Source organism: Cupriavidus sp. (assembly GCF_057315035.1).
Genome location: NZ_DBHKYV010000001.1, coordinates 116,739 through 130,151, shown reverse-complemented (window position 1 = coordinate 130,151; position 13,413 = coordinate 116,739). Strand labels below are relative to the sequence as shown.

Below are 13,413 nucleotides of genomic sequence, written 5' to 3'. Positions count from 1 at the left end.
GCGCCGCTTACGGACGCGCGGCGTCGCGCGTCGAGTGACGCTCGATCAGTTCGATCTTGTAGCCATCCGGGTCCTCGACAAAGGCGATGACCGTGGTGCCGCCCTTGACCGGGCCGGCCTCGCGCGAGACCTTGCCACCCGCCGTGCGGATGCGCTCGCAGGCCTCGGCGGCATTGGGTACTTCCAGTGCGATATGGCCGTAGGCGGTGCCCAGGTCGTACTGGTCCACGCCGTAGTTGTAGGTCAGTTCGATGACGGCCGTCTCGGTCTCGGGGCCGTAGCCTACGAATGCCAGGCGGTACTTGTACTCGGGGTTGTCGCTTTCACGCAGCAGTTGCATGCCCAGCACGCGCGTATAGAAATCGATCGAGCGCTGGTAGTCGCCAACGCGCAGCATGGTGTGGAGGAGTCGCATATGGGGCCCTTTCGGTTTGTTGTGACTGCAGAGCCCGCTATTTTAGTCCCGCTGGCAGGAACGCGTCGCCAGCGTCGCCAGAGCCATGGGACACCAGATGCGTCAGAACGTCGGCAGCAGCTCGGGCGGATGCGCGCGCAACTGTGCGCGGGCGTCGCGGAATTCCGGGAAGATCGACTCCACGGTTTCCCAGAAACGCGGGCCGTGGTTCATTTCCTTGAGGTGTGCCAGTTCGTGGGCGGCCACGTAGTCGATCATCGATAACGGGAAATGCATCAGGCGCCAGTTCAGGCGGATCTTGCCGTCGGCCGTGCAACTGCCCCAGCGCGTGGCGGCGGAAGTCAGCGCAAAACCGGTATGGCGCACGCCGAGCTTGTCGGCATAGATCTCGAGCCGCTCTGCCAGCAGCCGGCGTGCCTGGTGCTGCAACCATCCCTGCACGCGGTCCTTGATCTGCTGTTCGTCGGCATGCGCGGGCATGGCCAGGTGCAACACGCGGGTATCGGCGTTGAACAGCAGCGCACCTGCCGGCGATTCCAGTTGCAGCGTGATCGGCCGTCCAAGGAAGGGTAGTTCGGCGCCATCGCGCCATTGCACATTGGGCAACACGCGGCGCGCTTCGCGGTGACGCCATTCACCAAGCTTGGCAAAGATCCAGCGCTGCTTCTCGAGGATGGCGGCCTCGACATCGGCCAGCGTGACCCAGCGCGGCGCGGTGATCGACAGGCCGCGGTCGTCGACCGTAAAGCCAATGGTGCGGCGCGATGAACGCTTGAGCGCGTAATGGAGCGTGCGCTCTCCCAATTGCAGCGTGCGCCCGTTCGGCAGTGCGGGCGGCCAGCTGTCCGGTACCACCGCGGTGGGCGTGCCGGACGGATCGGCCGAGGGCGCAAGCAGGTCCTGCCGGGCCGGCCCGGAAGGCGAGGCTTCAGCCAGCGGCAGCTCGAGCTGCGCGCCGGGGTCGGCAGTGGGGCGCAACAGCTTCATGCGGTGGCCTGGTTCCCTGCGTGTCGGTAGCTTTCCGGATCGATGCGGCGCATCTCTGCCTCGATCCACGTTTCCACTTCCTGATTCAGGACATCGGCGGTCTTGTTGGCCGACGGGATGGCGTCGCCAATCGAGATCGTGATCATGCCCGGATACTTCATGAACGAGTTGCGCGGCCAGACGCGGCCCGAATTGACCGCCATCGGGAAGACCCATGCGCCGGTCTCCACCGCCAGCCGTGCGCCGCCACTCTTGTAGCGCGGATTCGGCTTGCCCGACGGCGTGCGCGTGCCTTCGGGGAACATGATGATCCATGCGCCTTCGTTAAGACGCTCGCGCCCCTGCCGTGCCGCCGACGCAAACGCGCGCGTGCCATCCTTGCGGTTGATGTGGACCATCTTGAGCATGCCGAGCGCCCAGCCGAAGAACGGCACGAACAGCAGCTCACGCTTGAACACGAAGCACAGCGGCTTGGGCATCAGCGCCACGTAGGCCACGGTTTCCCAGGCCGACTGGTGCTTCGACAGCAGAACCACGGGCTTGTCGAGCATGGCCAGCATCTTGTCCATGCCGTCGATGCGATAGTGAATGCCGCAGATCAGGCGTGCGGCCCCGATCACCAGGCGCGGCCAGCCACGCACGAAGCGGAAGCGGTTCTCCGCGTTCATGAACGGGAAGACGATAAAACACGCGCACGCATAGGGCGGTGTCAGGACCAGGAGGTACAGCGCGAACAGCAGGGAACGGATAAACGTCATCGATCAGGACCGGAAATCATGAAGCGGACGGTGCCGCATGGGGGACGGGCTTGTGCGCGCCCTGTGCAATCTGCCAGCGCGCGAACGCGGCCAGGTCATCGTGGACGCGCGTGCCGGCGGGCAGGCCACCCTTGTCGAGGGTACGCAGGCCCTTGCCGGTGCGCACCAGGTGCGGCACGCATCCCACGGCAACGCCGGCTTCGAGGTCGCGCAACGAATCGCCCACGGTGGGCACATTGCGCAGTTCCACGCCAAAACGCTCGCCGATCTGCTCGTACAGCCCCGATTTCGGCTTGCGGCAATCGCAATTGTCGGCGGCCGTATGCGGGCAGAAGAACACGGCCTCCACGCGGCCGCCCAGATTGGCCAGCCCCTTGTACATCTTCTCGTGCATCGCGTTGAGTGCGCTCATCTCGAACAGGCCGCGGCCGATACCGGACTGGTTGCTGGCGATCACGACGCGATAGCCAGCCTGGTTCAGCATGGCGATCGCTTCGAGGCTGCCCTTGATCGGCACCCATTCATCGGGGGTCTTGATGAACTGATCGCTGTCGAGGTTGACGACCCCGTCGCGGTCGAGGATGACGAACTTGGGCTGGGACTGTGGCATGGCGTGCTCCGATACGGCGTGGTGACCCTTGGGACAGCTTAGGCTGCCAGCTTCGAAATGTCTGCCACGCGATTGGCCAGGCCATGCAGCGTGGCCAGCAGCGCCAGGCGGTTGGCACGCAGTTTCGCGTCCTCGGCCATCACCATCACGTCGTTGAAGAAGCGGTCCACGGCGTCACGCAACTGGGCCAGGTCGCGCAGCGCGGCGGTGAAATCGCCGCCGGCAAATGCGGCTTCGACACCGGGGCGCACGCGTTCGATGGCCTCGTGCAGCGCGCCTTCCGCGCCTTCCTGGAACAGCGCGGTATCGACGCTGCCAATTGCTTCGTCGGTCTTCTTCAGGATGTTGGTGATGCGCTTGTTGGCGGCGGCCAGGGCCTCGGCCTCGGGCAGCGCGGCAAACGTGCGCACGGCTTCCATGCGGGCCAGGATGTCGTGCAGCGACTGCGGACGCAGGCTGACCACGGCTTCCACCTCATTGGTGGTGTAGCCCTTGTCCTTCAGGTAGCCGCGCACGCGGTCGTACAGGAAGTCTGCAATGGCTGCGCGCGACGGCTTGACGGCCGCCACACCGGCGAACGCCTGTTCGGTCAGCGCCAGCAGTGCGTCGACCGACAGCGCCAGCGGCTTCTCGATCAGCATGCGCAGCACGCCAAGCGCGTGGCGGCGCAGCGCGAACGGGTCCTTTTCGCCGGTGGGCTGCAGGCCGATGCCCCAGATGCCTACCAGCGTCTCGAGCTTGTCGGCCAGCGCCACGGCGGTGCTCACGTTGTTGGCGGGCAGCGCGTCGCCGGCAAAGCGCGGACGATAGTGTTCGGAGCAAGCCAGCGCCACGTCTTCGGCTTCGTCGTCATGGCGTGCGTAGTAGGTGCCCATGGTGCCTTGCAGCTCGGGGAACTCGCCCACCATGTCGGTCAGCAGGTCGGCCTTGGCCAGTTCGGCACCGCGCATCGCGGCAGCCTTGTCGACCGGCGCGCCGGCGGCGTTCATCGCATCGGCGATATGGCCGGCGATCTGCTGCAGGCGCTGCACGCGGTCCAGCTGCGTGCCGATCTTGTTGTGGTAGACCACGTTGCCGAGTTGCGGCACGCGCGAGGCCAGCGTTTTCTTGCGATCCTGGTCAAAGAAGAACTTCGCGTCGGCCAGGCGCGGACGCACCACGCGCTCGTTGCCCGAGATGATCGATTGCGGCGTTTCGGTGGCCAGGTTCGAGACGATCAGGAAGCGGTTGCGCAGGTGGCCGTCGGCATCGGTCAGTGCGAAGTACTTCTGGTTGGTCTGCATCGTCAGGATCAGGCATTCCTGCGGCACGGCCAGGAACGCTTCCTCGAAGTGGCACGGGTAGACCACGGGCCATTCCACCAGCGAGTTGACCTCGTCCAGCAGCGAGTCGGGCATGACAACCTGGTCGGTGCCGGCTTCCTTGAGCAGGTCCGTACGGATGCGTGCGCGGCGGTCGGCGTAGCTTGCGATCACACGGCCGCGCGTTTCGAGCTGGCCGGCGTACTCGGCGGCGTGCGCGATCTCGATCGGGCCGTGGGACAGGAAGCGGTGGCCTTGCGTGACGTTGCTGGCAGCCAGTCCGAGCACCGATACCGGCACGATTTCCGCACCGTACAGCGCGATCAGGCTATGGGCCGGGCGCACGAAGTGCACCGTGGTGCCGTCAGGTCGCTGGTAGCTCATGACCTTCGGGATCGGCAGCTTGCCCAGCGTGTCGTCGAGCGCCGCCTGCAGGCCGTCGGCCAGCGTGGCGCCCTTGGCGGTGTAGCGGTAGAAGAAAGCCTCGGCCTTGCCGTCCGAGGCGCGCTCCAGCGTTTGCCAGTCGATCTCGGCCACGCCCACGGACTTGGCCAGGGCGGCCAGCTTCTTGGCCAGCGGCGCGGTCGGCGCGCCATTTGCGTCGAGTGCCACGGTCAGCGGCAGTACCTTCTCGCGCTGCTCGCGGTCCGGGGCGGTGCGGCGTACGCCGGTCACCAGCGCGGCCAGGCGGCGGGGCGTGGCAAACGGCGTCACACTGGCGCCGGCTTCGAGCAGATCGCGCGCGCCGAGGCCGTCGAACAGGCCCTGTGCGAACGACTCGCCCAGGCGGGCCAGCGCCTTCGGCGGCAGTTCTTCGGTGAACAGTTCGATCAGCAGCGAATCGGTCATGGGTTGCGACATGAATCTATCCAACAGGTATGGGCGCGCGCGTCAGCAGCGCGGCGCGAGATTGGGTTCCACGCCAGACAGCAGCCACAGGCCGTTCTGCTGGCGGAATTGCAGCGTGGTGTAGGCGCATTGCACGGCCACGCCGGAAGCGCCGCGCGTACCCGCGGCTGGAAAACGTGCGTCGATGCGGTTCGCGCGCCGGTCGTAGCGGAGTTCGTCGATGCGTCCGCCGACCCAGAAATCGATCTTTGCCGGCAACTGCGCAGCGGAGTAATAGTTACGTACCGTACGGCGCGAGCGTCCGTTGCGCTCTTCCCACTCGACCCACTGCAGCGGGTAGCGGATCGCGCTTTCATACGCGCGCAGCGGCACGCGATGCCAGCCGAGATCGCGCGAACCCGACAGGTCGCACGAGAACGAGCGCACCAGTTGCGTCCACTGGTCGATCGACGTCAGCGACGGACGCCAATGGCGCGTGATCGCCTGCTGCAGCGCCTGGCTATCGGCTTCGCAGATATTGGTCAGGTCGGCCGGCAGGTAGAGCGCCTGTGGCGATGGCGTCGCCGTCGTGCGGGCCGCGGCCAGCGCCAGACCGGCGGGCGATGCGAGCGGTACGGCAAACGCGGCGAGCGCTAAGGCGCCGCGCATGCGGGCCATCATGCGCGCGCCCCGTTGTTGCACATCGGGAAGCCCAGCGCTTCGCGCGAATCGTAGTAAGCCTGTGCCACCTGGCGGGACAGGTTGCGGATGCGGCCGATATAGGCTGCGCGCTCGGTGACCGAGATGGCGCCGCGCGCGTCGAGCAGGTTGAACGTATGGGCGGCCTTGAGCACCTGTTCGTAAGCCGGCAGCGCCAGGCGTGTGTCGGTGGTCTTCGGGGTGCCGTCCTCGTTCTTCTCGCCGGTATCGCCCATCAGCCGTTTGGCTTCGCCCTCGTGCTCGGCGAAATGGCGGAACAGGATTTCGGCATTGCTGTGCTCGAAGTTGTAGGTGGACTGCTCGACCTCGTTCTGGTGATAGACGTCACCGTAGGTCAGGCGGCGCGTGACGCCGTTCTCTTCCCACTCGGTCCAGACCAGGTCGTAGATGTTTTCCACCTTCTGCAGGTACATCGCCAGGCGTTCGATACCGTAGGTGATCTCGCCCGTGATCGGCTTGCAGTCGATGCCGCCTACCTGCTGGAAGTACGTGAACTGCGTCACCTCCATGCCGTTGAGCCAGACTTCCCAGCCCAGGCCCCAGGCGCCGAGCGTCGGGTTTTCCCAGTCGTCCTCGACAAAGCGGATGTCGTTCTGCTTGAGATCCAGGCCCAGCGCCTCGAGCGAGCCCAGGTACAGCTCCAGGATGTTCTCGGGCGCGGGCTTCAGCACCACCTGGTACTGGTAGTAATGCTGCAGGCGGTTCGGATTCTCGCCGTAGCGGCCATCCTTGGGCCGGCGCGACGGCTGCACATAGGCGGCGCGCCATGGCTCGGGGCCAAGCGCGCGCAGGAAGGTGTGCACGTGCGACGTGCCGGCGCCGACCTCCAGATCGATCGGTTGCAGTAACGCGCAACCCTGCCGGTCCCAGTAGGCCTGCAGGGTCAGAATCATTTGTTGGAAGGTCAGCATAGGAGGACGAAAAAGGAAGCTGGCAGGCAAGTGCGCGAAACGTCTCGCGCGCGGTTTGCCAAACCTTGAATTCTATCGGGTTTTTGGCTGCACTCAGCCGGGAACAGACAGGAAAACGATGCCGTAGGGCATGGATTATGCATGGGGAAGGGTGTCGGCCCAACGCAACGGGTCGGGTAAATCCCGACATGGGATTCAGATCCGTCCGATAGGTGCCGATACCGTTTTTGTATACAGTGGAAGCACGCAGCCACCGCATCAAAAACCAGATGGCTGCAGGCGGACCGCAATGCTTCACGGGGTCGAAGCGCAGCTACCTGGCAGGGTGGGCTGCAATGCCGTCCAACGATGTCGATAACAACTTTTGGGGATTGTTCATGTCGCTGCTATCTCGCAAACCTTATATCGTCGCCCTCGCCGTGATGGTGGCCGCCGCGGCCCTGTCGATGGCAACCTCGCTGGTCGGCTAAGGCTTGCGCGCGCCGCGCGCGCGCAATGCCAGCAGCAGCACCAGCACCGCGCCGGCCAGAACCGGCACGTTGCCCCAGCGGATATATGGGGTCAGGCCTTGCATGCCCTGCACGGCCGCTGTCAGCGTGCCCACTTCAAACGTCGGCAACCTCGCCTGGACGCTTCCGTCCGGCCCGACCACGGCCGTCATGCCCGTATTCGTGGCGCGCAGCATGGGCCGACGCATTTCCAGCGCGCGCATGCGCGAGATCTGCAGATGCTGGTCGAGCGCAATGGTGTCGCCGAACCACGCGAGGTTGGTGACATTGGCCAGGATGTTGGCGGGCGTGGCCTGCTGGCGTAGCGTGGTCGCGATTTCCTCTCCGAACAGATCCTCGTAGCAGATATTGGGCGCCACATGGATGCCGCGTACCGGCACGGCTGGCTGGTCCAGCGTGCCGCGACGGAAATCGCCGAGCGGCATTTTCATCATGTTGACGAACCAGTGGAAGCCGAACGGGATGAATTCTCCGAACGGCACCAGATGGTGCTTGTTGTACCGGTAGAGCTGGTCCTGCTCGGGACCGATGGCGAACACGCTGTTGGTGAAGTCCACCGGGGAGTCGGCGCCAGCCGCACCAAAGACGACCGTGGTACCGGTCTTCTCCATATAGGTGCGCACCGCCTTGGCGATATCGACCGGCAGTTCCTGGAGAATGACGGGGAACGCGGTCTCGGGCGTCACCACGAGGTCGGCCGGTGCCGCGGTGATCAGGTCACGGTACAACTCTAGCGAGCGCTGGATGCCCGCCGGTTCGAACTTGATGTCCTGCGCGACGTTGCCTTGTAGCAGGCGCACGCCGATGGGCTGGCCGATTGGCGTCGTATAGGCAATCTGCGCCAATCCCAGGCCGCCGCCCAGCGTCGCAACCACCAGGCCGCCGGACCAGGCGGCCACGCGTGCCGCACCGGGCTCGATGCGCCGCAGCCAGCCGCGCACGCCGGCCACCAGCAGTGCCGACGCGGATGCGGCCAGGAATGCAATGCCATAGACCCCAAACAACGGCGCATAGCCGGCCAGCGGTCCATCTGTATGTGGATAACCACTGCCGAGCCAAGGGAAACCCGTAAATACCACGCCGCGCAGCCATTCCGACAATGCCCAGATGGCGCCGAAAGCGAGCGCGGCCAGCACGCCGTCGCGGCCACGCCGTGTCAGCCATTGCCAGGTGGCAGCGGCCATCGCCGGCCAGATCGACAGGTAGCCGGCAAACAGCACCACGGCCAGCGCGGCCATCCAGGCCGGCATCTCGCCGTAGACATGCATGCTGATATAGAGCCACCAGATGCCGGACAGGAACCAGCCCAGCCCGAATGCATAGGCAGTCGCGGCGGCGGCGCGTGGCCGGGGTGCGTCGGCGACCAATGCCACCAGCCCGGACAGCGACAGGATCTGCAGCCACCACCAGTCATGCGGGGCGAATGCCTGCGTGTGCGCCACGCCCAGCGCGGCGGCGATCAGCAGGCGGAACAGGGTGCCACGGGATGCCGCGGCGCGCAGTGCGCCGGTCGGTGCGGAAGGCGCGGAGGACGCGCCGCCGATCGTCGGATCGGCGCGGTCGGTGCCCACGGCGTCGGGCGCGCCGAAGCGCTTCATGCCTCGGCCACGCCGTTGGTGTCGGCCGGAGCCTCGCGGCGCACCTGCAGCAGATGCACCTGGCGGGCGTCGGCCCGCAGCACTTCGAAGCGGATCGGCGGCAGTGTGATGATTTCGCCGCGATGTGGGACATGCCCGACGTGATTGGTCAGCAGGCCACCCACGGTATCGACATCGTCATCGGGAAATGCCGTGCCGAAGCTCTCGTTGAACTGTTCGATCTCGGTCAGTCCGCGCACGCGCCATGCGCCGTCCGCGGTCGGCAGGATCTTGTCCTGATCTTCATCGAGATCAAACTCGTCCTCGATGTCGCCCACGATCTGTTCGAGCACGTCTTCGATCGTGACCAGGCCGGCCACGCCGCCGTACTCGTCCACCACGATCGCAATGTGATTGCGGTTGATACGGAATTCGCGCAGCAGGATATTCAGTCGCTTCGACTCCGGAATGAAAACGGCCGGGCGCAGTGTCTCGCGCAGGTCGAAATTCTCGTCGGTGTAGTAGCGCAGCAGATCCTTGGCCAGCAGGATCCCGATGACGTTGTCGCGATTGCCTTCATACACAGGAAAGCGCGAATGCGCGGTCTGCTGCATATACGGAATGAAGGCCTCCGGCGCATCGGCGATATTGACGGCGTCCATCTGGGCCCGCGGCACCATGATGTCGCGCGCGGTGAGCTCCGATACCTGGAAGACACCCTCGATCATCGAGAGCGAATCGGCATCGATCAGGTTGCGCTCGTGCGCGTCCTGCAGCACTTCCAGCAGTTCCGCACGGGTATCCGGCTCGGGAGAAATGAAATCTGAAAGGCGTTCGAGTAGGGATCGGGGCCGATCCGACTGCTTGTGGTTGGCAGGCTTCGAACTGGGATAGGGGTCGTTCATGTCGCGGCTAGCGCGTGGTGGAGATCGTCTGAAGCATACACTAAAAGGCTTGCCGCCCCGTGACAGTGGGCGTCCGGGTGCTGTTTGAGGCTCCCCTCTCCCATTGCATGGAGAGGGGAGCCTCATTCGCAGAGGTTCACTCGCGGATCGGCTTGTACGGATCCTCGAAACCCAGCGCCTGCAGCGTCTCGGTTTCAATGGCTTCCATTTCCTCGGCTTCGGCGTCGTCCTCGTGTTCGTAGCCTTGCGCGTGCAGCACGCCATGCACGATCAGGTGCGCGTAGTGGGCTTCCAGCGGCTTCTTCTGCGATTTTGCTTCGGCTTCCACAACCGGGCAGCACAGCACGATGTCACCGCTCACCGGATCATCGGCGTTTTCAGCGTAGGCAAACGTCAGTACATTGGTTGCATAGTCCTTGCCCCGATACGAGCGGTTCAAGGTGCGGCCTTCCGCCTCGTCGACGAAGCGCACGGTCAGCTCGGCATCGGCGTACAGCGCCGATTTGACCCACTTGCCGATCAGCTTGCGGCTCGGCAGCCCGGCGCGTTTCGCGGTGCCGTCGCCAAACTGGATGTCGAGCTCGACCTCGGGCGGTGTGGCCGGGGTGCCGGTCGTGGTGACGATCGGGGTAGCCGTCACGGCCACCGACAGTGCATCGCTGTTGTCGGGGCGTACCAGCAGGCCAGCCTGCTGCAGGGGGTCGGTATGCTCGGCGAGCAGGGCCACCACGCCGTCATTGGCCTGCGACAGGTCGAGCGTCAGGCTGCGGCCATCGGCCAGCTGGATGCGCAGCGCATGGGCAGATGCCTTGCGCGCGCGGCCGTCGGCATCGAACAGCACCACGCGGGTGGCGTCGGACGTTTTGTTTTTGGGGGATTTCTTGGTCAAGATCAGCCGTCCTTGTGCTGGGCGTGATATTCGTCATAGGCATCGACGATGCGCGCCACCAGCGGATGGCGCACCACGTCGATGCTGGAAAAGCGCGTGAACGCCACGCCGCGCACATCGCGCAGCACATGCTGCGCTTCCACCAGGCCACTCTTCTGGCCGCGTGGCAGGTCGATCTGCGTGGTGTCGCCAGTGATCACGGCCCGGGAGCCGAAGCCGATCCGCGTCAGGAACATCTTCATCTGCTCCGGCGTGGTGTTCTGGGCTTCGTCGAGGATGATGAACGCGTGATTGAGCGTGCGGCCGCGCATATAGGCCAGCGGGGCAATCTCGATCATCTGGCGCTCGAACATCTTCTGCGTACGGTCAAAGCCGAGCAGGTCGTACAGCGCGTCATACAGCGGGCGCAGATACGGATCCACTTTCTGCGCCAGGTCGCCGGGCAGGAAGCCCAGCCGCTCGCCGGCTTCCACGGCCGGGCGCGTCAGCACGATGCGCTTGACCGTATCGCGCTCCAGCGCATCGACCGCGCACGCTACCGCCAGATAGGTCTTGCCGGTACCGGCCGGCCCGATACCGAGCGTCAGGTCATGCGACAGGATGTTGCGCAGGTATTCGCGCTGGGTGGCCGTGCGGCCCTGCAGGCCCGCGCGCCGCGTATGCAGCACCGGCGACTCATCTCCCACGCCGGCCGGCGCATCGTCGTCATTGCCGGGCAGGTAGGCACCATGCGCGGCAATCTGGCGCGATTCAACCAGGCCCAGTTGCACATCGTCGATCGACAGCGCCACGCGCGAGTCGTTATAGAAGCGCTCCAGCGCCAGCGCGGCGTCTTGCGCGCGATCGCCGCGCACGGTCATGCGGTGGCCGCGGCGCTGGATCGTGACGTCGAGCGCCTGTTCGATCTGGCGCAGGTTTTCATCGAGCGGCCCGCACAGGTTCTGCAGGCGCGTATTGTCGTCTCTTGGGGCGACGAATTCGGCAGTGGGGATCTTCATAGTGCCTTATTGACGCACGACGACTTCGCCGCGCAACGAATGCGGGAACGCCTGCGTGATGTTCACGTCGACCATCTGGCCGATCATGCGGTCGCGCTGTGCCTGGGGTACACCCGGCAGCGCGAAGTTGACCACCCGGTTGTTCTCGGTGCGGCCATGCAGCTCGGTCGGGTCCTTGCGGGCCGGGCCTTCCACCAGGATGCGCTGCACCGTGCCGAGCATGTTCTGGCTGATGCGGACCACGTTCTCCTCGATCGTGGCCTGCAGCAATTGCAGGCGGCGCAGCTTCACTTCGTGCGGCGTATCGTCGTGCAGGTTCGCGGCCGGCGTACCGGGGCGCGGGCTGAAGATGAACGAGAACGAGGTGTCGTAGCCAATCTCGTTGACCATTGCCATCAGCTTGTCGAAGTCGGCATCGGTCTCGCCGGGGAATCCGATGATGAAGTCCGACGACATCGACATGTCGGGGCGGATCGCCCGCAGACGCCGGATGATGCTCTTGTACTCGAGCACGCTGTAGCCGCGCTTCATCGCCATCAGCACGCGGTCCGATGCATGCTGCACGGGCAGGTGCAGATGGTTGACGAGCTTGTCGCAGCGTTCGTACAGCTCGACCAGGCGCGACGTGAATTCCTTCGGATGGCTCGTGGTGTAGCGGATACGCTCGATGCCGGGGATCTCGGCCACGTACTCGATCAGCAGCGCAAAGTCGGCGATCTCGCTCGTGCCGCCCATCGCGCCGCGATAGGCATTCACGTTCTGGCCCAGCAGCGTCACCTCGCGCACGCCCTGGTCGGCCAGGCCGGCAACTTCGGCCAGCACATCCTCGAACGGGCGCGACACTTCCTCGCCGCGCGTGTAGGGCACCACGCAGTAGCTGCAGTATTTCGAGCAGCCTTCCATGATCGACACGAACGCGCTCGGGCCGTCCACGCGCGCCGGCGGCAGGTGATCGAACTTCTCGATCTCGGGGAACGAGATGTCGACCTGCGACAGGCCGGTCTGCTGGCGCCGCTGGATCAGGTCGGGCAGGCGGTGCAGTGTCTGCGGACCAAACACGACGTCGACATACGGCGCGCGCGACACGATCGACGCGCCTTCCTGGCTGGCCACGCAGCCACCCACGCCGATCACGAGGTCCGGCCGGGCGGCCTTCAGGGCCTTCATGCGGCCCAGTTCGGAAAACACTTTCTCCTGGGCCTTTTCACGGATCGAGCAGGTGTTGAACAGGATCACGTCGGCATCCTCGACGTTGTCCGTGGGCTCCATGCCCTGCGTGGCGTTCAGTACGTCCACCATCTTGTCCGAGTCGTACTCGTTCATCTGGCAGCCGTACGTTTTGACAAATACCTTCTTCATGGTGCCGGTCTCAGTGGTTTACCTGGGGGCATCAAGGGCACAACAGGTTGATTCAAAAAATGGCGCTCATGTCGCGCCAATGTCGCGTCAGTGCGCGGCCTTCCATGCCTTGGCTTCCGCATCGGTCAGTACCCACGCCGTGAGCAGCTGGCCATAGAGGTCAAGCCTGTAGCGCACATTGAGCTTCTGGCCTGCCAGGCTGGCCGGACTCAGCAGCAGCGTTTCGGTGCTGAAGATCCGCAGGCCCGGCGCCACGCCGACGATCTTGCCGTCGAGCTTTGCCTGCAGCGGGTCGGTGGCCGCCGGCCGCGCCAGTTCCATGCGCGCCATCGGGGCGTCCGCCGGAATCACGCGTACCGGCGCACCGGGAATCGACTGGCTCGTGTCCTGCGTGGTCTGCGCGAGCGCGGATACAGCGGGAAGGACGGACAGCAAAACTGCGGCGCACGCGGCGTGCAACCGTCGCGAAAACAGCTTGGACATGAAGGCTCCCGACAAAAATTACACCGATCGTTCTTGGAATACCGCCGGCGCCGGACGCCTTCACGCAACAGCCGGCATCGCGCAGGCAGGGTAACCCGCGATTCTACTCGCTTGGCGGGGGGAGCGGTGGGCCTCGGGGGGTATCGATGTGGCGTGATCAGTA

The 13,413-nt window shown here is 65.1% G+C and carries 13 protein-coding genes; all 13 read right to left on the bottom strand.

Going from position 1 to position 13,413, the window contains the following annotated elements; translation table 11 throughout:
• Positions 1-7: 7 nt before the first annotated feature.
• Positions 8-415, bottom strand: a complete 408-nt coding sequence (gene gloA / locus ACO550_RS00585) for a lactoylglutathione lyase (protein ID WP_315596777.1) — start codon at positions 413-415, stop codon at positions 8-10.
• 102 nt (positions 416-517) lie between these two features.
• Positions 518-1,402 carry a YgjP-like metallopeptidase domain-containing protein gene (locus tag ACO550_RS00580; protein WP_315596778.1) on the bottom strand — a complete coding sequence of 295 codons (885 nt, stop codon included), beginning with the start codon at positions 1,400-1,402 and terminating at the stop codon, positions 518-520.
• The gene (locus tag ACO550_RS00575) at positions 1,399-2,160 is read right to left on the bottom strand and encodes a 1-acyl-sn-glycerol-3-phosphate acyltransferase (protein ID WP_315596779.1); all 762 of its coding nucleotides are present in this window, start codon (positions 2,158-2,160) and stop codon (positions 1,399-1,401) included. The genes ACO550_RS00580 and ACO550_RS00575 overlap by 4 nt, the downstream gene beginning before the upstream one ends.
• A 16-nt stretch (positions 2,161-2,176) precedes the next feature.
• Complete coding sequence (gene gmhB / locus ACO550_RS00570) at positions 2,177-2,770, bottom strand: D-glycero-beta-D-manno-heptose 1,7-bisphosphate 7-phosphatase (RefSeq protein WP_315596780.1); 594 nt, start codon at positions 2,768-2,770, stop codon at positions 2,177-2,179.
• Between the two features lie 38 nt (positions 2,771-2,808).
• Positions 2,809-4,932 carry a glycine--tRNA ligase subunit beta gene (gene glyS, locus ACO550_RS00565; RefSeq protein ID WP_315596781.1) on the bottom strand — a complete coding sequence of 708 codons (2,124 nt, stop codon included), beginning with the start codon at positions 4,930-4,932 and terminating at the stop codon, positions 2,809-2,811.
• Positions 4,933-4,962: 30 nt separating this feature from the next.
• On the bottom strand, positions 4,963-5,568 hold the full coding sequence (locus ACO550_RS00560) for a hypothetical protein (protein ID WP_485993929.1): 606 nt from the start codon (positions 5,566-5,568) through the stop codon (positions 4,963-4,965).
• An 8-nt stretch (positions 5,569-5,576) separates the two neighbouring features.
• On the bottom strand, positions 5,577-6,530 hold the full coding sequence (gene glyQ, locus ACO550_RS00555) for a glycine--tRNA ligase subunit alpha (protein ID WP_315596783.1): 954 nt from the start codon (positions 6,528-6,530) through the stop codon (positions 5,577-5,579).
• Positions 6,531-6,996: 466 nt separating this feature from the next.
• The gene (gene lnt, locus ACO550_RS00550) at positions 6,997-8,637 is read right to left on the bottom strand and encodes an apolipoprotein N-acyltransferase (RefSeq protein WP_315596784.1); all 1,641 of its coding nucleotides are present in this window, start codon (positions 8,635-8,637) and stop codon (positions 6,997-6,999) included.
• On the bottom strand, positions 8,634-9,521 hold the full coding sequence (locus tag ACO550_RS00545) for a CorC family transporter (RefSeq protein ID WP_315596785.1): 888 nt from the start codon (positions 9,519-9,521) through the stop codon (positions 8,634-8,636). The genes lnt and ACO550_RS00545 overlap by 4 nt, the downstream gene beginning before the upstream one ends.
• Positions 9,522-9,657: 136 nt before the next feature.
• Complete coding sequence (gene ybeY, locus ACO550_RS00540; RefSeq protein WP_315596786.1) at positions 9,658-10,410, bottom strand: rRNA maturation RNase YbeY; 753 nt, start codon at positions 10,408-10,410, stop codon at positions 9,658-9,660.
• Positions 10,411-10,412: 2 nt separating this feature from the next.
• Positions 10,413-11,408, bottom strand: a complete 996-nt coding sequence (locus ACO550_RS00535) for a PhoH family protein (RefSeq protein WP_315596787.1) — start codon at positions 11,406-11,408, stop codon at positions 10,413-10,415.
• Positions 11,409-11,414: 6 nt separating this feature from the next.
• Positions 11,415-12,767, bottom strand: a complete 1,353-nt coding sequence (miaB, locus tag ACO550_RS00530; RefSeq protein WP_315596788.1) for a tRNA (N6-isopentenyl adenosine(37)-C2)-methylthiotransferase MiaB — start codon at positions 12,765-12,767, stop codon at positions 11,415-11,417.
• A gap of 87 nt (positions 12,768-12,854) precedes the next feature.
• On the bottom strand, positions 12,855-13,250 hold the full coding sequence (locus ACO550_RS00525; RefSeq protein WP_315596789.1) for a hypothetical protein: 396 nt from the start codon (positions 13,248-13,250) through the stop codon (positions 12,855-12,857).
• Positions 13,251-13,413 lie beyond the last annotated feature (163 nt).